Here is a 19,498-nt window from a genome sequence, read left to right on the forward strand (position 1 = left end):
TGCCGCGCGCGGGACAGCCCGGCGGGATTGCCCTTGGCCCGGCGTGCGGCTAGGAGGCGCGTCATGCCCAGGTATGCGCTTTTGGTGGAATATGACGGCCGTCCCTTTGCGGGCTGGCAGCGGCAGGCGGATCAGCCTTCGGTTCAGGCGGCCATCGAGGCCGCGCTGGCCCGGCTGGAGCCGCGTGACCATACCATCGCTGCGGCCGGGCGAACCGATGCAGGGGTTCATGCGCGCGGTCAGGTGGCCCATTGCGACATGGACAAGACCTGGGACCCGTTTCGCCTGTCCGAAGCGCTGAACTTTCACCTCAAGCCCTCACCGGTGGCAATCCGTGCCGCAGCGGCGGTTTCCGACGAGTGGCATGCACGGTTTTCGGCGGTCGAGCGGCGTTACCTGTTCCGGCTGTTGATGCGGCGGGCGCCTGCCACGCTGGAGGCCGGACAGGTCTGGCGCGTCAACCACGAACTGGACGTCGAGGCGATGCGCGACGGCGCGGCCTACCTGCTGGGTCAGCACGACTTCACCACATTCCGGTCGGTCATGTGCCAAGCGAAATCGCCGGTCAAGACGATGGATGAAATCACCATCAGGCGGGTCAAGGGGCTGGCCGGACCCGAAGTGCATTTCTTCCTGCGCGCCCGGAGTTTCCTGCACAACCAGGTGCGCTCTATCGTTGGCACGCTGGAACGGGTCGGCGCCGGTGCCTGGGCGCCGGAAGACGTGAGGACCGCGCTTGAGGCGCAGTCGCGCGCCGCCTGCGGACCCGTTTGCCCGCCGGACGGGCTTAGCCTGATGGGCGTCGGCTATCCGGACGATCCCTTCGCCTGAGGCGACCCGCAGCCTTGCGAATTGCGGACCAAAAAGGCGCCCGTCGGACCGAGATCAGCGGTTGAACAGGATCGGGAACCAATCCTCGCGCAGACGCTGGCCCTCTGCCATGTCGTGACCGGGAAAGGGCGGCGAAGTGGGGCCGGGGCGCGTGACATAACGCGCGTCATCCCCCACCAGCCGCAGCGAAAAGGCACGGCGCCGTGTCGGGCTGTCATTGCCGCGCGCACCGTGCAGGATGGCAAAGTTGAAGGCCACGGCATCACCCGGCTCCAGCGCCCATTCGAGAACCTCCATGCCCTCGGCGTCTGGATCCGGCACCGGCATATAGGCATCCGCGTCGGGATAGAAATCCTCTTCGGACAGCCAGCGCGTTGGCAGCACGGGCTTTTCCCAGAGGTGCGATCCGGCGACGCAGCGCAGAGTGGCCTCGCGCACCGGGTCCAGCGGGCTCCAGAAACTGACTGTCTGGCGGCCCTGGACAAAGTAATACGGGCCATCCTGGTGCCAGGGCGTGGGCTTTGAAGTGCCCGGTTCCTTGACCAGCACATGATCGTGGAACAGCTGCGCGCTGTCCGACCGCATCAGGTCGGCCGCCACCTCGGCCACGGGGGAGCTGCGGATGACCTCTTCGAACTCGGGGATGCGCTGCCAGTTGCAGTAGTCATCAAAGAAACGCCCGGCCTCGCCTTCCTTGAGGTTTTCAGCCGCGTAGGGGCCTGGTTCTGCCATGTTGCGGGCCACACCGGCGCGCAGGGTTTCGACCAGGTCGGCCCAGAGACCCCGCACAACCACCACGCCGTTGCGCTGGTAATCGTCGATGTCGGCCTCGGTCAGCAAAGGGTGGGGCATGGGAGTCTCCTGAATTTGGGCGGAGAGAAGCACGGGGCGCCGGTGTGGGCAAGCGGCGCCCGGGTCAGTCGTTGTCGATGTCACCCGCGCCTGCGCCGGCGCTGCGCGAACTGTCCGATGCCGGGACATATGTCCGGGCCGCGAGGGAGGACAGCCGATCCATCAAAGGCGGATCCACCGCGATGCGCGGCGGCAGGGCTGCGGCCCCGTCCCGGTCGGGACCGGTTTCCAAAAGCAACCGTGGCAATCCGTCCTCGCTTTGTCCCAGCTCGGCGAGCGCGATGTGCAGGCCGGCCAGCCGGGCATAGGCCGGAGCCAGCGCCTCGTCCCCTGATTGCAGGGTGAGGGTGATCCGTGGACCGGCAAGATCGACGGCACGCCGGATGTCCTCGACCAGCAGCGGAAGGCGCAGGATCGGGCTGTCGCCGGGATCGGACAGCGCGTCCAGCAAGGCCTGCGCCTCTCCGCCGCCGGCGAGGTACTGCACCGCAGCGGCGCCAAAGACCTGGGCCTGGTGCGGGGGGAAGCCGGCGCCGCGCGCGGCCTTTTGCGCGAGGGCGGCTATTTCATTGGCGGAATAGCTCATGCGCCCAACCCCGCAAGCCACCAGTCATCGGCCCGCGCAGTCCCCAGGTCCTCTGGCAGCGGGGCTCCTTGGGCAAGGGTGATGCGGGTCCAGCGGTCGGATTTCGGATCGAACTTGGTGGCGCCGAAAAAGGCCAGCTTGCAGCGCAGCATGTCGATCGGCAGACAGCTTTCGGCGATCAGGTTGTCCCGGATTTCGGCATAGGGATGCGCGACCAGACAGGCGACCCGGGCGAGGGCCAGTTCATGTTCGGGCCGTGCGGAGCGAAAGGCGCGCAGGTCCGTGACGCCGTCCAGCGCACGCCAAAGCGCTTGTACGCGCCGCCCAATGTCCAGCGGGCTTTCACGTTCTGCCCCGGGGTCGTCGAAACGATCGCCCAGCCGGGGTTCCAGCTTTTCCTCGGAAACGTACCAGAACCGGCGTTGCTGTGCGGCCTCGTCGAAATCCAACTGCAGCGCCCAGTCGAAATGCGTCTCGATGGCCGCGCGCAGGGATCGGGCGTCCTCAAATCCATTTGCCGGCGGGGCCAGCGGGTCGGTCATGGCTGCTGCGAGGTCGTCCACGATGTCTCCGAACGGTTCCAGCGCCAGCGCGACACACAGTTCCTGCGTATCGACCGAGAATGCCTCGGACCGGCGGATAAGCGCGTCGATGGGCGCGTCGTCCGGCAGGTCCTCTACAAAGCCGCGCAGTGCCGGCCATTCGGTCCGGATCCGGTCGATCCGCGCCTGATGGTCCGGGTCGGGCACCTGCCATTCATCAAGGTGCGCGGCGACACGGTTGCACAGATCGGTCAGCCGGGAGCGATTTGCGGGGTCCAGCGCGGGCAGGGCGCGGACCCTTGCCAGCGCGGTTTCGCGTGCCTGCATCCAGTTGTTCAGCAGAACGGGATGCGACACCAGGAAGGGGGCCATGCCCAGCCCTGTTGAATTGCCGATGCCAAGGTGGCGTTTCAGGGCCGGATCCAGGGCCGCGCCGCCCAGGTGTTCGACAAGATCGTGGGTAAAGCTGCGGATGAGCCAGACCGTCAGCATCTCGGCGGCAAAGGCACCCTCGATCCCGGGGCGGTCCGCGATCAGGCCTCGGTCGGCGATGCCGAACTTGCCATTTCCGTAGACCGCCGTTGTCCGCATCAGGTAGCCGACCCGGTTGACCAAGTCCGCATCCGGTTGCTGGCCCTTACGCAGGCGCTCGACCACATGGGCAAAGAGCCGCAGGGACTTGTTCGCGCGCGACAGCACGAGGTCTCTTTCCGTGTAGCGGGCGGCCTCCTGCTGCGGGGCGGCGGCGCAGATGCGGGCGATTTCCTCGGCGTTGGGGATGCCGTCGTAAAGGACGTAGGCCGTGTCCCAGGCCGTTGCGATCACGCGGTCAGTGCGCATCTCGTCGGGGAGGTGGGTCGAGACGGCGACAAGGCTGTAGTCGTACCCGCCCAATGCAATGGTATAGACCGCATGGCCGAAACCATCTGCGCCGATGTTCCAGACCGGTCGCCGCAGCCTGGCGCCTTCGGCGGCCAGGCGCCGGGTCAGAACCCGCAGAAAGCTCAACCGCGTGGGAAAGCTGGCGCCCATGCGGTGCAGGCGCATGACCTGTGACGGCGGGCGCAGACCGGTCCGGGGCGAGGGGCAGGCGAGATCCTTCATGTGGTTACTGTGCCAGCTAGATCGCAAGCTGGGAAGGGCCTGCCGGGCTTGCGTCCGGGCCTTGCACCGTGAAAGGCTGCGCTATCAGCAAGGGGGATGGCATGTCGGCAGCGGATGCGATCGACGCGAACATCGTGCAACGGGCGCGGGCCTTGCGCCATGCACTGCACCGGGCGCCGGAATTGTCCGGGGCCGAACACGCCACTGCCCTGCGCATCGCCGCAGAGATGCGGACCCTGGGTGCGTCCGAGGTCATTACCGGGCTGGGGAGAACCGGCGTGGCGGCGGTCTTTGGCAAAGGGGAAGGCGGGCTATTGATCCGGTGCGAACTGGACGCCCTGCCGATCGAGGAAACGGGCACGCCCGAATGGCGGTCGGAACAGGCTGGCGTGGCGCATCTTTGCGGGCACGATGGCCACATGGCGATCCTGCACGCGGTGGCGCAGGCCCTGTCGCGAAACCCGCCCACGGGTCGGGTGATCCTGTTGTTCCAGCCGGCCGAAGAAACCGGCGCGGGCGCGCGCGCCGTGCTGGCGGACCCGCGCTTTGCGACGCTGGGCGCGCGGATGGCGATTTCCTTGCACAATCTGCCCGGTTTGCCGCTGGGCGCTGTGGCCCTGCGACAGGGGCCGGTCAACTGTGCCTCGCGCGGGTTGCGCGTGCGTTTGAACGGGCGAACCGCCCATGCCTCGCAGCCTGAGACGGGCCAGTCGCCGGGCGTGGCGCTGGCCGCCCTGATCCCGGGACTGGCGGGGCTCGGCCGGGATCTGCCGACCGACGACCCGGGGTTCCGGCTGGCCACCGTGACACATGCCCGGCTGGGTGTCCCGGCCTTTGGCGTAGCCCCGGGAGAAGCCGATCTTTACGTCACCCTGCGGACCCTGTTGGATGACCAGATGGCCGATCTCGAGGCCGAGGCACGCGGCATGATCGCCGGAGCGGCACGGGGCTTTGACACTGAAATCACGGTGCACGAGGCCTTTGGCCATTGTGTGAACGCGCCCGAGGCGGTGACTCTGCTGGAACGCGCGGTCGAAGGGCTGCCGCGCAAGGACGCCGCCGTGCCCATGCGCGCCTCGGAGGATTTCGGGCTGTTCGGCAACAGGATGCCCTCTGCCATGTTCTTCCTTGGTGCCGGAGAGGAAGCGCCGGCGCTGCACAATCCGGACTATGATTTCCCGGACGAGCTGATCGGGATCGGCGCGTCTGTCTTTCTGCGCGCCATCGACGCGCAGGCCGGCTGAGGGCACGTCGGGAATACCGGACTGGCGGCGCGACCGCTTTCGGGCTCTCTGGGGCCATGACCGACACCATCTATTTCTACGCCCAGACCGACCCATACGGAGAGTTCTCGAACTTCGCGCCCTATGGCGTGGACAAGGAGGGCCTGTGGTGGCGTACGGTCGAGCATTTTTTCCAGGCGATGAAGTTTCACGACATGGCCCACCGTGAACGCATCCGCCTGTGCTCGCGTCCGAAGCAGGCCAAGGCGCTGGGCATGTCCCGCGAGATCCCGCTGCGTGATGACTGGGAAGAGGTCAAGGACGGGATCATGCTCGAGGCCGTGCGGGACAAGTTCACCCTGCATCGGGGGCCGCGAGACCTGTTGCTGTCCACCCGGGATGCGCTGATCGTGGAGAACGCGCCGATGGATGCCTACTGGGGATCCGGGCCGGACGGGCAGGGGCTGAACCGGCTGGGCGAGATCCTGATGCAGGTGCGCGAGGAATTGCGTGGCTGAGGTCAGAACCGGGTGATGACCGTCACGCCGCGCGCCTGAAAACTGTCCATCTCCATCAGCGCTGGCACCGCCTCTTCCAGGCTGATCCGCTCTCCGATCAGCTGGTCAGGCGACAAGGCGCCGCTGGCGATCATGTCCAGCATCGCTCCGTAGCGATGCGCCTGCATGCCGTGGCTGCCTAGGATTTCCAGTTCCCAGCCGATCACGCGATCCATCGGCAGGGGCGGGCGGCTCTGGTCGGCCAGCAGCAAGCCGACCTGCACATGTCGGCCGCGCTTGCGCAGGCACAGGATCGAGTTGGCGCAGGTGTCGGGGTGGCCGAGTGCATCTATCGAAAGATGCGCGCCGCCGCGCGTCAGGTCGTGCACGGCCTCCGGGACGTTCCCGGCGCGCGCGTCCACGACTGCCGTGGCGCCCACGCCGCGCGCCATGTCCAGCTTGTCCGCGTCGATGTCCACCGCCAGGACCCGCGCGCCCATCGCCCGCGCGATCATGATGGCAGAGAGGCCCACGCCACCGCAGCCATGTACGGCGATCCATTCGCCGCCACAGACCCGTCCCTGGTCGACTACGGCGCGGAAACTGGTGGCAAATCGGCAACCCAGGCTGGCCGCAGTGTCGAACGCCATGTCCGGCGGCAACCCGATGAGGTTCAGGTCGGCCTGCGGCAGGGCGACGTATTCGGCATAGCTGCCCCAATGTGTGAAGCCGGGCTGAAACTGGTTGTCGCAGACCTGTTGCTGCCCCGCGTGACATTCCGGGCAGTTGCCACAGGAGCAGATGAAGGGGACCGTCACCCGGTCGCCCTCGGACCAGCGCGTGACGCCGTCGCCAACCGCCGCGATAGTGCCGGCCAATTCATGTCCGGGCACATGCGGCGGCTCGATGTCGGGGTCGTGCCCCATCCATCCGTGCCAATCGCTGCGGCAGAGGCCCGTCGCCTCGACCTTCAGCACGACGCCACCCGGTGCGGGCGCGGGATCGGGCAGGGAGGTGAGCCTCGGCGGCGCGCCGAAAGCTTCATAGAGCATGGCTTTCATTGGGTGTCCTTTCAGGCCCCGTCAGGCGGGACCAAAGCTCATCTCGTAGAACCGCAGCCAGTTTCCGCCCAGGAGGCCGTCCGTTTCGGCCCGCGAAAAGCCAATCTCGCGCAGCCCGTCGCGAATGTTGTCCCAGTCGCGGTTGTTCTGGAACCAGTCCGGCATCGGCGGGAACCCGGGCGCGGCGGCCGAGCCTTCGCCATAGTCGATGTTCTTGGTCCAGCGCCCCACGCGCATCCATTCGACGACGCTGTCCGGCTGGTCCTGGCACAGGTCGCTGCCCATGCCGAGGTTGTCTGCCCCGTAGCGATCGGCGGCCTCTGCCACCATCTCGCAGAACCCGGTGAGGGAACAGTTCGTGCCGCCCGCCAGGTGATGCGGATAGAGCGAAAAGCCCAGCATCCCGCCGGAGTTGGTCAGGGCGCGCAGGACCTCGTCCGACTTGTTGCGCAGGGCGGGGTGCCACCAGTCGGGATTGGCATGGGTGATGGCAATGGGGCGGGTCGAATGGTCGATCGCTTCCAGCGTCGAACGCTCTGCCGAATGGCTCATGTCGATGACCAACCCGACGCGGTTCATCTCTGCCACCACGGCGCGGCCCATGCGTGTCAGGCCTGTGTCGTCTTCCTCGTAGCAGCCGGTCGCTAGCAGAGACTGGTTGTTGTAGGTCAGTTGCATGAAGCGCACGCCCAGCTGGTGCACGATCTCGACAAGGCCGATGTCATCCTCGATGGGCGAGGGATTCTGAAACCCGAAAAAGACGGCGGTGCGGCCGGTCTCCTGGGCCTCGCGGACATGCGCCGCCTCTGTCCCGCGCATGATCAGATCGGGATAGCGTTCGAACCAGCGGTTCCAGCGTTCGAGGTTCAGCACCATCTCGCGAAAGCTTTCGTGGTAGGCGATGGTGACATGGATCGCGTCCACGCCGCCCGCGCGCAATTGACGAAAGACCTTTTCGGAAAAGTTGCAGTATTGCAGGTTGTCGATAAGCGGTGCTGTCATGACGAAGACGCTAGCCCTGTGCGCTGTTTCACGCAATGCCGTCAACAGCGCCCCTTGGCTGCCCGTTCGTCCCGATGATCCGGAGGCACCCGCGGCGGAATCCCTGACTTGTGCTGAAGGCAGGCTCTGGCCGATCCTTCGGCAACCGTGGCAGAAGGTGCAGGGCGCAATGTTCCAGGCAGCGCAAGACATGGACGCGGGTGCAAGCCCGGCCCCGACGATGGGTATTGTGTCCAGTGAACGGGTGAGGGTCGTGCCGGGCACTGACCCCTGCACCGGGCGCATCCACTGGGCACCGGCAAAGTCCATCTGGTGGTTTGTGCATGCCCTTGGCGGTGTTCTGGCGATTACGGTTTTTCCGTCCTGGGGTGGTCTGGCAGTATTCCTGCTGCTGACGGGGATCACCATTTGCGCGGGTCATTCCGTCGGCATGCACCGCCTGCTGATCCATCGCAGTTTCGAGACCTCCAAGCCCTTGGAGTATCTACTTGTCTGGTTGGGTGTCCTTGTCGGCATGGCGGGGCCCTTTGGCATGATCCGCGCCCATGACATGCGCGACTGGCACCAGCGACAGGCCAACTGCCCGCCGCTTCCGTCGCACGGCGCCGGGCCGCTGAAAGACGCTTGGTGGCAGATGCATTGCGAATTCCGGCTCGACCATCCGCCGGTTTTCGAGATCGAACCGGAGATTGCGCAGGACCAGGTCTATCGCGGGATCGAACGCCTGTGGTGGGCGCAACAACTTCCCGTCGCGCTGGTGCTGTTTGCCTTGGGCGGCTGGGGCTGGGTGCTTTGGGGGGTGTCGCTGCGGATCGTGGTCTCGCTGACCGGGCACTGGGCCATCGGCCACGCGGCCCACAAGGGTGGGCAGCAGGACTGGACCATCGACGGACTGCCGGTGCAGGGGTACAACCTGCCTTGTTTTGGCCCGATCACCTTCGGCGAGAACTGGCACGGCAATCACCATGCCTTTCCGCATTCCGCGCGGCTGGGCGTCCTTCCGGGACAGTCGGATCCGGGCTTTCGTTTGATCCAGTCGCTGGCCTGGCTGGGGCTGGCCCGCGGCATCCGCCTGCCGCACAGCGCCCCGCCGCGCGCCGGTCTGCGGCGGCTAGACTGAGACGCCCGTGTTTTAACGCTTTTCTTTCGCCCGTTATCCGTCTATCTGCGCAGCATGATGCACGCGACCCGAACCCGACGAGCCTGAGCTCATCGTTTCCGCGCCCCTGACCGGGCGTGACGTCCTGCGTCATATCTCCCTTCAAAACATGGCCCTTCTTGACTTGGCCCCCCGGCCTTGCCACCAATCGGGCTTCCACACTTTCGAGGACTGCGACATGATCCCCTCCGTTCTGCCCACCTACAACCGCGCGCCCCTGCATTTCGTGAAGGGCGAGGGCTGCTGGCTGACAGAGGAAGACGGGCGCCGATTCCTGGACCTGGGCAGCGGCATCGCCGTCAACGCGCTGGGCCATGCGAACCCCGAGCTGGTCAAGGCACTGACCGACCAGGCGGGCAAGCTTTGGCATGTCTCGAACCTCTACGAGATTCCCAACCAGCAGGCGCTGGCCGACAAGCTGGTGGAAACCAGTTTTGCCGATACGGTCTTTTTCACCAATTCCGGAACCGAGTCCTGCGAACTGGCGGTCAAGATGGCTCGGAAGTACTGGTACGAGAAAGGCCAGCCGGACAAGACCACGATCCTGACCTTCGAGGGCTGTTTCCACGGGCGCTCCTCAGCGGCCATCGCGGCCTCCGGTTCGGAGAAGATGGTCAAGGGGTTCGGCCCGGTGCTGGGCGGGTTCAAGACCCTGCCCTGGGGCGATCACGACGCGCTGCACGCCGCCATCGACGAGACCGTGGGCGCGATCCTGATCGAGCCGGTGCAGGGAGAGGGCGGCATCCGCACGCTTCCTGACCAGTGCCTGAAAGGCCTGCGTGCGCTGTGCGACGAAAAGGGCATCCTGCTGATCCTCGACGAGGTGCAATGCGGTGTCGGACGGACCGGACGGCTGTTCGCGCATGAATGGGCGGGCGTGGAACCGGACATCATGATGGTCGCAAAGGGCATCGGCGGGGGCTTTCCGCTGGGTGCCGTGCTGGCCAAGGAAGAGGCAGCCTTCGGCATGACCGCGGGCACGCATGGCTCGACCTATGGCGGCAACCCGCTGGGCTGTGCCGTGGGCAAGACCGTGATGGACATTGTGTCCGATCCCGAATTCCTCGAGGGGGTCCGCGTCCGCGCGGGCCTCTTGCGGCAAAAACTCGAAGGCTTGGTCGCGGCGCATCCGGATGTCTTTGAGGGGGTGCGCGGCAACGGTCTGATGCTGGGGCTCAAGTGCAAGCTGCCGAACGTGGATGTGGTCAAGGCGGGCTATGATGCCGAGGTCATCACCGTCCCGGCCGCGGACAATATCGTGCGCCTGCTGCCGCCGCTGAACATCAGCGAAGATGAGATTGGCGAGGCGTTCAAGCGGCTGGATGCTGCTGCCTCCGCCGTAACGACGGTCTCTGCCTGAAACCGGCCGCGGGCCGAAAAGGGACATCGGGGGTGGCGCCCGTCGTGCCCCCGAATTGCAAGAAGAACAATGACATGAACCATTTCCTTGATATCCACAAAACCGACAAGGCCGCCTTGCGGTCGATCATCGATCAGGCCAAATCGATGAAATCCGCCCGCGACGGGCGGCCAAAGGCAGCCCCCGATGACGACCAACCGCTGGCGGGCCGCATGGTGGCACTGATCTTCGAGAAGCCCTCGACCCGGACGCGCGTCTCGTTTGACGTGGGCGTGCGCCAGATGGGCGGACAGAGCATGGTCCTTTCGGGCAGCGAGATGCAGCTGGGCCACGGCGAGACCATCGCCGACACCGCCCGCGTGCTGTCGCGCTATGTCGACCTCATCATGATCAGGACCTTTGACGAATCCGTGCTGGAAGAGATGGCGGAATACGCCAGCGTGCCGGTCATCAACGGCCTGACCGACCGCACACATCCCTGTCAGATCATGGCCGACATCCAGACCTTTGAGGAACACCGCGGCCCGATCGCGGGCAGGAAGGTGGTCTGGTGCGGCGATGGCAACAACGTCTGTGCCTCGTTCCTGCACGCGGCCGGCCAGTTCGGATTCGACCTGACCTTTTCCGGCCCGGTTCAATTGGACCCTGAGATGGAGTTCGTCGGCTGGGCGCGCAACGAGGGTGCCACAGTCACCATCGAGCGCGACCCGATGCGTGCGGTCGAAGGCGCGGACCTGATCGTCGCGGATACATGGGTGTCAATGCATGACGCGCAGAGTGCGAAGGAACGGCGCCACAACATGCTGCGCCCCTACCAGGTGAACGCCAAGCTGATGGAAGCGGCCAAGCCTGACGCCCTGTTCATGCATTGCCTGCCCGCGCATCGCGAAGAGGAGGTGACCTCGGAGGTCATGGACGGGCCGCATTCGGTGATCTGGGACGAGGCCGAAAACCGGCTGCACGCGCAGAAGGCCATCATGCGCTACTGCCTCGGGGCCTGAAGGCGGGCTGCCGAGCGCCCCGACTGCCGCGCCTGCGCGCGTCAGCGGCCCACCCGCCAGCCACGCCTGTCATGTGCCGCGCGGTTTTGCCCGCAGCGTGGGGTCGGCCTGCGTCGGGTCCTCGGGCCAGGGGTGCCGGGGATAGCGCGCGCGCATGTCCTTGCGGACGTCGGCATAGGACCCGGACCAGAAGCCGGGCAGGTCCATCGTGGTCTGCACCGGACGCTGGGCGGGTGACAGGAGGGTGATCCGCAGCGGGGTACGTCCCACCATCGGATGTGACGTCTGGCCAAAGAGTTCCTGCAGGCGCAACTGGATCTCCGGGTGTTCGCCGGAATAGTCGATTGGCACCTTGCGGCCGAGCGGCGTGGTGAAATGCGCCGGGATGGCTGCGTCCAGTGCCTGCGTTTGGGGCCAGTCCAGCCGGGCGCGAAGGGGCGGCAACAGGTCAAAGCGTTTCCAGTCAGCGGCGGTGCGGACGCCGCCGAGGTAGGGCAGGAGCCAGTCTTCGAGCGTCTCCATGAGCGCCTCGGGGGACATGTCGGGCAGGTCCTGCCCGGCCTCGCGAGCCAAAGCGACGCGGGCTGTGAACCTTCGGGCGGCATCCGACAGGGTGATCCCCAGGTCGCGAACGCCGTCCAGCATGGCGCGGGCCACGGCCTCTTCGGGGGCGTCTTTCCAGATGCGATCATCCAGAGCGATGGCCCCCAGCCGTTCCTGCTGGCGGGCAATGACGCGACGGTCGCGCTTGGACCATTCGCAGAGATCCTGCCAGGCGATCCGGTCGGCAAAGAGCGCGCGAACCTCGGCCAGGGAAATCGCGATGGCCTGGCGGATGCGCGCCTCGCGCGGGTTGCCGTCCGTGTCGGTGACGACGATCAGGCGCTCGCAGGCCAGCGGGTCATGGTCCTCCATGACCGCGCCCTTGCCGCCGGACAGCTGGAAGCGGGCGGCCTCTCCTTTGCGGCGCAGCCCGATGCGGTCGGGATAGGCCAGGGCCGCCAGTTCCGCATCGCTGAAATCCTGGTCCATTTCAGGGGGTTTGTTGCGCTTCCTTATGCTTTGCGACAGGCGTTTCGCCTCTGCACGGATGCGTTCCAGGGCGCCACGGTTGATCTGCTCGGGCCTTCGCTCGGAAAATCCGCGCGGATCGCGCAGCACATCAAGGCGTAGGGCAAGGTCTGTGGATGCCGATGTGAGTGGATCGCGATCGGACAAGAGTGCAGCCAGATTGGCGGACTTCTGCCCGCCAAGAGTCACCATATGTGCAAGCCTTGGGTGAAGTGGCAATGTGGATAAGACCCTGCCGTGCGTGGTAATCCGGTTCTCGTTGTCCAGCGCGCCGAGGAATCCGAGCAGGGCTTGCGCTTCGGCAAAGGCGCCATCAGGCGGAGGCGTCAAAAAGGGCATTTCCGTGGGATCTGCGCCCCAGAGCGCGATTTCCAGCGCAAGTCCCGCCAGGTCAGCGGCCTCGATTTCTGCGGGAGGATAGGGGCTTAGCCCGCCTTCCTCACCTTTGGTCCAGAGTCGGTAGGCCATCCCGGGCGCGACACGGCCCGCACGACCGGCGCGTTGCGTCGCCTCGGCACGGGTGACGCGTTCGGTGACCAGCCGGGACATGCCTGAGCCGGGATCGAAGCGCGCGCGGCGCGCCTTGCCGCCGTCGACGACCACGCGAATGTCCTCGATCGTCAACGAGGTTTCGGCAATCGAGGTCGCCAGCACCAGCTTGCGCCCGGAGGTTTCCGGGCGGATGGCGGCCCGTTGCGCGGCGAGGTCCATCGCGCCGAAGAGCGGCCGCAGATGCGTGTCCTTGGGCAGACGTGATTTCAGCAATGCCTCGGTCCGGCGGATTTCGCCCTCGCCGGGCAGGAAGGCGAGGATACCGCCCTCTGTCTCGTCGTGGGCCTTAAGGATCAGGTCGGCCATTGCCTGGTCGAATCTTTGCCGCTTGGCCAGGGGCTGGGGCAGCCAGCGGGTATCGACCGGAAAGCTGCGGCCCTCGGAGGTCACGACTGGCGCTTGCATCAGGTCGGCCACGGGCTGCGCGTCCAGCGTGGCGGACATGGCGAGCAGGATCAGGTCATCGCGCAGTGCATCGGCGATCTCGAGGCAGAGCGCCAGGCCCAGGTCGGCGTTCAGGGACCTTTCGTGGAATTCGTCGAACAACACGGCGCCGATGCCGGTCATTTCCGAGTCGGACTGGATCATGCGGGTGAGGATGCCCTCGGTGACAACCTCGATCCGGGTCGCTTTCGAAGCTTTCGACTCGCCCCGGATGCGGTAGCCGACGGTTTGGCCGGGTTCTTCGCCCAGTTGTTCCGCCAGTCGTTGAGCGGCGGCGCGCGCGGCAAGACGGCGGGGTTCCAGCATGACGATCTTGCCGGATGTCAGTCCGGCGTCGAGCATCGCCAGCGGCACGCGCGTCGTCTTGCCCGCACCAGGGGGCGCTTGCAGTACCGCGCGCGCGTGGTCACGCAGGGCAGAGATCAGCCCTGGCAGGGCGTCGTCGATCGGCAGTCTGGTCATGGTCGCGTTATGAGCGACCATGCGAGGCTTGGAAAGTGGCGGCGGGAATGGGGCCCGACAGCGACGTCGCGGCTCTGGACTTTTCCACGCGGGCGCGGGAAATGGACACATGGATATCGAGGATCTCAAGACCCGCATCCTGGCGGGCGAACGGCGTGCCCTGGCGCGTGCCATCACGCTGGTGGAAAGCGGGCGGGCAGATCACCGCGCGCAGGCTCTGGCGCTACTCGAGGCTGTCAAGGGACATGGCCGCGAGGCGCTGCGCGTCGGTCTGTCGGGCACGCCCGGCGTGGGCAAGTCCACCTTCATCGAGGCGTTCGGGATGATGCTGACGGCACAGGGCCTCAAGGTCGCCGTGCTGGCGGTGGATCCCAGTTCCGCGCGTTCGGGCGGGTCGATCCTGGGTGACAAGACACGGATGGAACGGCTCAGCCGCGAGCGCAACGCCTTTATCCGGCCTTCGCCGTCGCAGTCGCAGTTGGGCGGTGTAGCCCGCCGCACGCGTGAGGCGATCGATCTTTGCGAGGCGGCGGGATTCGACGTGGTGCTGATCGAGACCGTGGGCGTCGGCCAGTCGGAGACGATGGTGGCGGAAATGTCCGACCTCTTCCTGCTGCTCTTGGCGCCGGCCGGTGGCGATGAGTTGCAGGGGGTCAAACGGGGCATCATGGAGATGGCCGACATCCTGCTGGTCAACAAGGCCGATGGCGATCTCAAGGCGACCGCCGTTCGAACCTGTGCGGATTACGCCGGTGCGCTGCGCCTGTTGCGCAAGCGTCCGCAGGACCCCGAGGGTTTTCCGAAGGCGATGACGGTTTCGGCGCTGGAGGATTCGGGCCTGGTGACGGCTTGGGAAGAGATGCAGTCGCTCGCCGATTGGCGGCGTGAGACCGGGCATTTCGCCGGCCGCCGTGCCGAACAGGCGCGATTCTGGTTCGAGGCCGAAGTGCGTGAGCGCCTTCTGGCAAGGTTGAAACGGGAACCGGTCAAGGGCGCGCTGGAGGCGCTTGCGCGCGACGTCGAGGCAGGCGGACTGACGCCCTCGGCCGCAGCGGAGGAGTTGTTGCGCGACTACCTGCAGATGGGATGAGCCGCTTTGTCAGGTGCGGCGCGGAAAGCCTTGCAACAGGGACTTGACGAAACCCGCGCATCTGCATATGCACCGTCAGACCAGATTCCGGGCGCCCCCCGAATAACCAAAACGGGCGGCGCCCTTTGATATTGGCAGGGTCCTCGATTCGCTTCGAACCGGGGTATGCTGCAAGGATGAGACCGGCGGGGCAAAGGCCTTGCCACCAGTGGATGAGGACGAAGCGATGTCGCGTGTCTGCGAACTGACCGGCAAGGGCCCGATGGTGGGCAACAATGTGAGCCACGCCAACAACAAGACCAAGCGGCGTTACCTGCCGAACCTGAATGACGTGACCCTGCAGTCCGAGACGCTGGGCCGCGGCATCAAGCTGCGCATCACTGCGCATGCTCTGCGTTCGGTGGACCACCGTGGCGGCCTGGACAAGTTCCTGGCCAAGGCGAAAGATGCCGAGCTTTCGGATCGCGCCCTGAAGGTCAAAAAAGAGATCATGAAGGCACAGGCCGAAGCCTGAAGCTTTCCTGAGGGACAGTGAAGACAGCCCCGTGGCATAGGTCACGGGGCTGTTTCCTTTTGTCGCTTTGGGATGCCCGGAAAGGGCGTCTATATCACCGGAACGATGCGGAAACTCCGGACCTCAATAGGTATCTTGCTGGCGATGGTGCTGGCCCTTACGGGCCTGTCTGCCGCCTATGCACGCGGGCAGGCGGACCCGGCGGGCAGCATCGTGATCTGCCGGGGGCTGACCGTTGTGACAGTCCTCGTGGATGCCGAGGGTCAGCCGGTCGAACCGCCGCACATCTGTCCCGATGCCGCGACGGCTCTTTTCGTAGAGACCGGCGCCATCGCGCTCTCCTTTGCTCCGGGTCTGACTTGGCGCACTGTGGATTGGCAGCAGCCCGAGGAGATTCTGCCCCGGCAGGCCAAGGCGCAGGTCCGGGTGCGGGGCCCTCCACCTATTCTCTGACAGACAGACCACATGACTGACAGAGAATTCCGAGGATATTGAAATGACCCTGAAGACCTTCTTTGCCGGCGCCTGCGCGCTGGCCCTTGCCACACCCGCCTTTGCCGAAATCGTCATCACGGATCCCTACGCCCGCAGCTCTGGCCCGCTGGCCAAGGCCGGCGCCGCCTTCATGATGATCGAGAACACCGGTGCGGAAGATGACCGCCTGATTGCCGCCAAGTCCGACATCGCCGTGCGCGTCGAATTGCACACGCACAAGGACATGGGCGAAGGCGTGATGCGCATGATGGAAGTCGAGGAGGGCTTTCCCGTGCCGGCCGGTGGCGCGCACATGCTGCAACGTGGGGGGGATCACGTCATGTTCATGGGGCTGAAAGGCCCGATGGAACAGGGCGAGACGGTTGCCGTGACGCTGACGTTTGAAAAAGCGGGCGATATGGTCGTCGAAATTCCCGTCGATCTGGACCGCCAGCCGAGGCACGGGATGGGGCACGGCGCCGGGATGGGCGCGAGCAACTGAAGACGTGATGAGGCAGGCCTGTGGGCCTGCCCTTACACCTGCCGGGCCAGCAGGCTGTCCACCCAGGGGGGCACGACCTCGGTGGCCTTGCCCATGTGGTGCCGCGTAAAGGCCCGTGACACCTCAGTCCGTTCCAGGTTCAATTCCACGGTTTCAGCTCCGGCCAGCGCCGCTTCGACGACGAATCCCGCCGCCGGATAGACCTGGCCGGAGGTTCCGATAGCGGCGAAAATCGCACAGTCCTGCAGGTGCTCCGCGATTTCGTCCATGTGATAGGGGATCTCGCCGAACCAGACCACGTCCGGTCGCGTCGCGGGCGCGGCGCAGGCGGGGCAGGGGTCCTCGGGCTGCATTCTCTCGGGGGCGCTCCAGCGGTGCCCGCAGGCGGCGCAGAGCGCCCCGGCCAGCGTGCCGTGCATGTGGATCGCTTCGCCTCCGGCGTTTTCGTGCAGCCCATCCACGTTCTGGGTCACCAACACGACCTCGCCGGGCCAGTACATTTGCAGGCGCGCCAAGGCCTCATGCGCGGCATTGGGCGAGGCGCTTGCGGATTGCCGCCGTCGCGCATTGTAGAATTCATGGACGAGGGATGGATTGCGGGCAAAGCCCTCGGGGGTCGCCACGTCCTCGATCTTGTGCCTTGCCCAAAGCCCGTCCTCGTCGCGGAAGGTGCCCAGCCCGCTTTCCGCGGACAGCCCGGCCCCGGTCAGGATGACGATCTTGCCGGTCATGTTCTCGGTCCTTGCCCTGTTTCCCACGGCTCGCTAGGACCGTGACATGGCTCATCGTATCCTCTTTGTCTGCCTCGGCAACATCTGCCGGTCTCCTTCCGCCGAGGCCGTGGTCCGTTCGCGGGCAGAGGCGCGCGGCATGGCGGTGGACCTGGACAGCGCGGGCACCGGTCGCTGGCACATCGGAGAGCCGCCTTATGCCGCGATGCAAAAGGCGGCGCGCTTGCGCGGGTATGACATGTCGGCCCTGCGTGCGCGGCAGGTCACGCCGCGCGATTTCGGGCGCTTCGACCTGATCGTGGCGATGGACGGACAGAACCTTCGCGATCTGCGCGAGATGGCACCGGCAACGGGTGGGGCAGAGCTGCGCTTGATGACGGACTATGCCCCATCGCTTGGCGCCGTCGAGGTGCCCGATCCCTATTACACGCGTGACTTCGACGGAACGCTGGACCTGATCGAGCGCTGCGCCGACGGGTTGTTGGATCAGTTGTAGAGCTGACGTGCGACCAACCACGAGACCGGGGCTGCGATCACGAACCCGGCAATGGCCGCGGCAATGATCGGATATAGCGTGACCTGTCCCGCGACCAGCGCGACGATGATGAATGTCCCGGCCAAGGATGTTGAAATCAGGGAATGCAGAAGACTGGCGAGGCGAAGCATGGCATCCTCCGGATGTGCGTGTTCTTGCGACACATACTGAGGGCTGCATGCGGAATCCTTGATCTGGGTCAGGTGCCGCTTGATCGGCATTGGCGACTCTCGTAGGTTCACGGCATCAATTTTGATCCAATGGATAGACCATGCGCAAACTTGCCTTACTGTCGGCCTGTGCCCTCGCCGTGGCGGGATGCGACCCGACAACCTACATCGCCCAGAGCAGCCGCGCCGAGGCGCCCGAGATTTCCTGCCTGACCCGACCGCAGGGGGGCTGCACCTTCAGCCAGTCGCCGCTGCGTGTCCTTGATGAGCCTGTCGAACTTCCGCGACGCCCGTACAAGTTCTTCCCGACGGCCGATCCTCTGGATTTTGTCGATGCCCAGGGCAAGTCGTGGAATGCCCCGCCGAGAACCCTGACGGATGGCGCGTCGATCCCCCAGATATTCATCAGCATCGTCGGGGATCCGACCTCGCCCGAGTACATCAATGCCGCGGCCGTGCATGACGCCTATTGCGGTGTCGGCAACGAACGGGGACCGGTGTTTCACCGTGCGAAATGGCAAGACGTCCACGTCATGTTCTACGACGGGTTGATCGTTGGCGGCACGCCGGAAATCCGCGCCAAGATCATGTTCGCCGCTGTCTGGCTGGGCGGCCCGCGCTGGGCCGATCCCACGGGGGCGGTCGTGTCGACGCAGGGCCAGGGGGCGCCGCGAGGGCCGGCCTTCTACAATCCGCTCGACACGGTCCCGGTCTGGGAGAAGCAGGATGCGATGCGCAAGGCCAAGCGCTACATCGAGCGCAATCGCCCGCCCCTGCCGCGGCTGATCGCCTACCTGCGCCGGCTCGAAAAGGAAATGATACACAACCAGCGGCCTGACGCGAGCGATGAATTCCAGTACGACGACGAAGAGAGCTTCTTCTACGAGTTCAATTCGGACGACCCGGAAGTCACCGACCCGGGTCTTGGCGTCAACGGCACCTGAGCCGATCCCTTTCCCCGCCTGATCCGGATCAAGGTCGCCTTTGCGGCCTTGGTCTATCCTCTCCCCGATGTGCGGCGATCCGGGAGGAGAAAAACATGATCACGCTGGACGATATCGAGGACATGACCTGCCTCACGCGCGAAGAGATCGAGGCGGTGGCCGAGCATGATCACCTGCCACAGGTAAGCGCCACCTGTCTTGCCGAATACATGATGCACCAGCACCACGGGCCGGCCAGGCTCCAGCAGATGATCTGCGAGGATATCCGCGAGGCACTGCACCGGGGGGACAAGTCGCACGCCAAGGAGCTTTACGGCGTGCTGCACCATTTCCTGAAAGAGCACCCCGAAGCGGCGCGCGGCGCGTCCGGCTGAAAGATTGTTCCGGGATCAGGTGCCCGGACAGATATAGACGATTGTCAGCCCCGGCCCGTCCAGCGACAGCGCATAGCTGGTGCCTGCCTCGCCCCGGAAGGGGCTGGGTTGCGGCTCGCTGCTGGGGGCGGGGCCGGGCAGGCTCTGTCCACTGCTGGCATGGATCACGACCTGTCCGGGGCCAAGATTGTAGAGCGTCCAAGTATGCGTGGGCGCCAGCAGTTGGATGCGCTGGTCGGGGCTTTTCAGGTCATGCCCGATACACTCCCCCGGTTCCTGCGCAACCAGCGGGCCGGGCAGGGTGACGGAGAGCAGGGCGAGTCGAAGGGGCAGTCGCATGAGGCCGGGACATTAGGGGGTCGCGCGCCCGGGGCAAAGGGGGATTCGAAGAGAGGCGGCGTGTTACAGGGCCCTGGG

General features: G+C 65.8%; 22 protein-coding genes. 13 read left to right on the forward strand and 9 right to left on the reverse strand.

The features are described from left to right. The first annotated feature begins 63 nt into the window (after positions 1–63). Positions 64–831: a tRNA pseudouridine(38-40) synthase TruA gene (truA, locus tag RBB42_RS23695; protein WP_305971898.1), complete on the forward strand. Its 768-nt coding sequence runs from the start codon at positions 64–66 to the stop codon at positions 829–831. A gap of 54 nt (positions 832–885) precedes the next feature. On the opposite strand, the gene RBB42_RS23700 is transcribed toward truA, so the two are convergent. The 3 genes from RBB42_RS23700 to RBB42_RS23710 all read right to left on the reverse strand — a co-directional run bounded on the left by RBB42_RS23700 (position 886) and on the right by RBB42_RS23710 (position 3,915). After that, positions 886–1,683, reverse strand: coding sequence for a phytanoyl-CoA dioxygenase family protein (locus RBB42_RS23700; RefSeq protein ID WP_305971899.1), 798 nt, complete (start codon positions 1,681–1,683; stop codon positions 886–888). 64 nt (positions 1,684–1,747) lie between these two features. Next, positions 1,748–2,269 carry a hypothetical protein gene (locus RBB42_RS23705; RefSeq protein ID WP_305971900.1) on the reverse strand — a complete coding sequence of 174 codons (522 nt, stop codon included), beginning with the start codon at positions 2,267–2,269 and terminating at the stop codon, positions 1,748–1,750. Beyond that, the gene (locus tag RBB42_RS23710) at positions 2,266–3,915 is read right to left on the reverse strand and encodes a hypothetical protein (RefSeq protein WP_305971901.1); all 1,650 of its coding nucleotides are present in this window, start codon (positions 3,913–3,915) and stop codon (positions 2,266–2,268) included. The genes RBB42_RS23705 and RBB42_RS23710 overlap by 4 nt, the downstream gene beginning before the upstream one ends. A gap of 101 nt (positions 3,916–4,016) precedes the next feature. Between RBB42_RS23710 and RBB42_RS23715 the strand changes: the two genes are divergently transcribed. Beyond that, positions 4,017–5,159, forward strand: a complete 1,143-nt coding sequence (locus RBB42_RS23715) for an amidohydrolase (RefSeq protein WP_305971902.1) — start codon at positions 4,017–4,019, stop codon at positions 5,157–5,159. Between the two features lie 56 nt (positions 5,160–5,215). Beyond that, positions 5,216–5,656: a riboflavin biosynthesis intermediates N-glycosidase gene (ybiA, locus tag RBB42_RS23720; RefSeq protein WP_305971903.1), complete on the forward strand. Its 441-nt coding sequence runs from the start codon at positions 5,216–5,218 to the stop codon at positions 5,654–5,656. A 2-nt stretch (positions 5,657–5,658) separates the two neighbouring features. On the opposite strand, the gene RBB42_RS23725 is transcribed toward ybiA, so the two are convergent. Continuing rightward, positions 5,659–6,696: a zinc-dependent alcohol dehydrogenase family protein gene (locus RBB42_RS23725; protein WP_305971904.1), complete on the reverse strand. Its 1,038-nt coding sequence runs from the start codon at positions 6,694–6,696 to the stop codon at positions 5,659–5,661. A gap of 21 nt (positions 6,697–6,717) precedes the next feature. Beyond that, positions 6,718–7,698 (reverse strand): membrane dipeptidase, encoded by a 981-nt coding sequence (locus RBB42_RS23730; protein WP_305971905.1) that lies wholly within the window; start codon positions 7,696–7,698, stop codon positions 6,718–6,720. Here RBB42_RS23730 and RBB42_RS23735 point away from each other — a divergent pair. The 3 genes from RBB42_RS23735 (at position 7,697) to argF (ending at position 11,218) form a co-directional block, all read left to right on the forward strand. Further along, entirely contained in the window at positions 7,697–8,818 is a 1,122-nt protein-coding gene (locus RBB42_RS23735; RefSeq protein WP_306043846.1) for an acyl-CoA desaturase, read from the forward strand. The two genes, RBB42_RS23730 and RBB42_RS23735, sit on opposite strands and share 2 nt — an antisense overlap. A 217-nt stretch (positions 8,819–9,035) precedes the next feature. Next, on the forward strand, positions 9,036–10,217 hold the full coding sequence (locus tag RBB42_RS23740; RefSeq protein ID WP_305971907.1) for an aspartate aminotransferase family protein: 1,182 nt from the start codon (positions 9,036–9,038) through the stop codon (positions 10,215–10,217). Positions 10,218–10,291: 74 nt separating this feature from the next. Continuing rightward, positions 10,292–11,218, forward strand: a complete 927-nt coding sequence (gene argF / locus RBB42_RS23745; RefSeq protein WP_305971908.1) for an ornithine carbamoyltransferase — start codon at positions 10,292–10,294, stop codon at positions 11,216–11,218. A 69-nt stretch (positions 11,219–11,287) separates the two neighbouring features. On the opposite strand, the gene hrpB is transcribed toward argF, so the two are convergent. Beyond that, positions 11,288–13,747, reverse strand: coding sequence for an ATP-dependent helicase HrpB (gene hrpB, locus RBB42_RS23750; RefSeq protein ID WP_305971909.1), 2,460 nt, complete (start codon positions 13,745–13,747; stop codon positions 11,288–11,290). A gap of 109 nt (positions 13,748–13,856) precedes the next feature. On the opposite strand from hrpB, the gene meaB reads away from it, so the two are divergent. From meaB to RBB42_RS23770, 4 genes are all read left to right on the forward strand, one after another. Next, positions 13,857–14,837 carry a methylmalonyl Co-A mutase-associated GTPase MeaB gene (meaB, locus tag RBB42_RS23755; RefSeq protein WP_305971910.1) on the forward strand — a complete coding sequence of 327 codons (981 nt, stop codon included), beginning with the start codon at positions 13,857–13,859 and terminating at the stop codon, positions 14,835–14,837. 226 nt (positions 14,838–15,063) lie between these two features. Continuing rightward, the gene (gene rpmB, locus RBB42_RS23760; RefSeq protein WP_305971911.1) at positions 15,064–15,351 is read left to right on the forward strand and encodes a 50S ribosomal protein L28; all 288 of its coding nucleotides are present in this window, start codon (positions 15,064–15,066) and stop codon (positions 15,349–15,351) included. Between the two features lie 144 nt (positions 15,352–15,495). Beyond that, positions 15,496–15,804: a hypothetical protein gene (locus RBB42_RS23765; RefSeq protein WP_306043439.1), complete on the forward strand. Its 309-nt coding sequence runs from the start codon at positions 15,496–15,498 to the stop codon at positions 15,802–15,804. Positions 15,805–15,847: 43 nt separating this feature from the next. After that, positions 15,848–16,327 carry a copper chaperone PCu(A)C gene (locus RBB42_RS23770; RefSeq protein ID WP_305971913.1) on the forward strand — a complete coding sequence of 160 codons (480 nt, stop codon included), beginning with the start codon at positions 15,848–15,850 and terminating at the stop codon, positions 16,325–16,327. Between the two features lie 32 nt (positions 16,328–16,359). Here the strand turns inward: RBB42_RS23770 and RBB42_RS23775 are convergent, their stop codons facing one another. Further along, a complete protein-coding gene (locus RBB42_RS23775; protein WP_305971914.1) occupies positions 16,360–17,058 on the reverse strand; it encodes an NAD-dependent deacylase in 699 nt (232 codons plus the stop codon). Positions 17,059–17,104: 46 nt separating this feature from the next. Here RBB42_RS23775 and RBB42_RS23780 point away from each other — a divergent pair, with 46 nt between their 5' ends. Next, positions 17,105–17,554 (forward strand): low molecular weight protein-tyrosine-phosphatase, encoded by a 450-nt coding sequence (locus tag RBB42_RS23780; RefSeq protein WP_305971915.1) that lies wholly within the window; start codon positions 17,105–17,107, stop codon positions 17,552–17,554. Here the strand turns inward: RBB42_RS23780 and RBB42_RS23785 are convergent. Next, complete coding sequence (locus RBB42_RS23785) at positions 17,545–17,724, reverse strand: CTP synthetase (RefSeq protein WP_305971916.1); 180 nt, start codon at positions 17,722–17,724, stop codon at positions 17,545–17,547. The two genes, RBB42_RS23780 and RBB42_RS23785, sit on opposite strands and share 10 nt — an antisense overlap. A gap of 140 nt (positions 17,725–17,864) precedes the next feature. Between RBB42_RS23785 and RBB42_RS23790 the strand changes: the two genes are divergently transcribed. After that, on the forward strand, positions 17,865–18,707 hold the full coding sequence (locus tag RBB42_RS23790) for a DUF1353 domain-containing protein (protein WP_305971917.1): 843 nt from the start codon (positions 17,865–17,867) through the stop codon (positions 18,705–18,707). 95 nt (positions 18,708–18,802) lie between these two features. Beyond that, positions 18,803–19,081, forward strand: coding sequence for a hypothetical protein (locus tag RBB42_RS23795; protein WP_305971918.1), 279 nt, complete (start codon positions 18,803–18,805; stop codon positions 19,079–19,081). A gap of 15 nt (positions 19,082–19,096) precedes the next feature. Here the strand turns inward: RBB42_RS23795 and RBB42_RS23800 are convergent, their stop codons facing one another. Continuing rightward, positions 19,097–19,420 carry a hypothetical protein gene (locus RBB42_RS23800; protein ID WP_305971919.1) on the reverse strand — a complete coding sequence of 108 codons (324 nt, stop codon included), beginning with the start codon at positions 19,418–19,420 and terminating at the stop codon, positions 19,097–19,099. Between the last annotated feature and the right edge of the window lie 78 nt (positions 19,421–19,498).

Origin of the sequence: Mameliella sp. MMSF_3455 (assembly GCF_030733205.1) — a bacterium.
Lineage (GTDB): Bacteria > Pseudomonadota > Alphaproteobacteria > Rhodobacterales > Rhodobacteraceae > Antarctobacter.

Bases quoted from the DNA above. Each gene is read 5' to 3' on its own strand.
- truA (WP_305971898.1), top strand. From the start codon at position 64: ATGCCCAGGTATGCGCTTTTGGTGGAATATGACGGCCGTCCCTTTGCG.
- hrpB (WP_305971909.1), bottom strand. From the start codon at position 13,747: ATGACCAGACTGCCGATCGACGACGCCCTGCCAGGGCTGATCTCTGCC.
- rpmB (WP_305971911.1), top strand. From the start codon at position 15,064: ATGTCGCGTGTCTGCGAACTGACCGGCAAGGGCCCGATGGTGGGCAAC.
- RBB42_RS23740 (WP_305971907.1), top strand. From the start codon at position 9,036: ATGATCCCCTCCGTTCTGCCCACCTACAACCGCGCGCCCCTGCATTTC.
- RBB42_RS23790 (WP_305971917.1), top strand. From the start codon at position 17,865: ATGCGCAAACTTGCCTTACTGTCGGCCTGTGCCCTCGCCGTGGCGGGA.
- RBB42_RS23735 (WP_306043846.1), top strand. From the start codon at position 7,697: ATGACGAAGACGCTAGCCCTGTGCGCTGTTTCACGCAATGCCGTCAAC.
- ybiA (WP_305971903.1), top strand. From the start codon at position 5,216: ATGACCGACACCATCTATTTCTACGCCCAGACCGACCCATACGGAGAG.
- RBB42_RS23705 (WP_305971900.1), bottom strand. From the start codon at position 2,269: ATGAGCTATTCCGCCAATGAAATAGCCGCCCTCGCGCAAAAGGCCGCG.
- RBB42_RS23700 (WP_305971899.1), bottom strand. From the start codon at position 1,683: ATGCCCCACCCTTTGCTGACCGAGGCCGACATCGACGATTACCAGCGC.
- RBB42_RS23770 (WP_305971913.1), top strand. From the start codon at position 15,848: ATGACCCTGAAGACCTTCTTTGCCGGCGCCTGCGCGCTGGCCCTTGCC.
- RBB42_RS23800 (WP_305971919.1), bottom strand. From the start codon at position 19,420: ATGCGACTGCCCCTTCGACTCGCCCTGCTCTCCGTCACCCTGCCCGGC.
- RBB42_RS23780 (WP_305971915.1), top strand. From the start codon at position 17,105: ATGGCTCATCGTATCCTCTTTGTCTGCCTCGGCAACATCTGCCGGTCT.
- RBB42_RS23795 (WP_305971918.1), top strand. From the start codon at position 18,803: ATGATCACGCTGGACGATATCGAGGACATGACCTGCCTCACGCGCGAA.
- RBB42_RS23730 (WP_305971905.1), bottom strand. From the start codon at position 7,698: ATGACAGCACCGCTTATCGACAACCTGCAATACTGCAACTTTTCCGAA.
- RBB42_RS23715 (WP_305971902.1), top strand. From the start codon at position 4,017: ATGTCGGCAGCGGATGCGATCGACGCGAACATCGTGCAACGGGCGCGG.
- RBB42_RS23710 (WP_305971901.1), bottom strand. From the start codon at position 3,915: ATGAAGGATCTCGCCTGCCCCTCGCCCCGGACCGGTCTGCGCCCGCCG.
- RBB42_RS23785 (WP_305971916.1), bottom strand. From the start codon at position 17,724: ATGCTTCGCCTCGCCAGTCTTCTGCATTCCCTGATTTCAACATCCTTG.
- meaB (WP_305971910.1), top strand. From the start codon at position 13,857: ATGGATATCGAGGATCTCAAGACCCGCATCCTGGCGGGCGAACGGCGT.
- RBB42_RS23775 (WP_305971914.1), bottom strand. From the start codon at position 17,058: ATGACCGGCAAGATCGTCATCCTGACCGGGGCCGGGCTGTCCGCGGAA.
- RBB42_RS23725 (WP_305971904.1), bottom strand. From the start codon at position 6,696: ATGAAAGCCATGCTCTATGAAGCTTTCGGCGCGCCGCCGAGGCTCACC.
- argF (WP_305971908.1), top strand. From the start codon at position 10,292: ATGAACCATTTCCTTGATATCCACAAAACCGACAAGGCCGCCTTGCGG.
- RBB42_RS23765 (WP_306043439.1), top strand. From the start codon at position 15,496: ATGGTGCTGGCCCTTACGGGCCTGTCTGCCGCCTATGCACGCGGGCAG.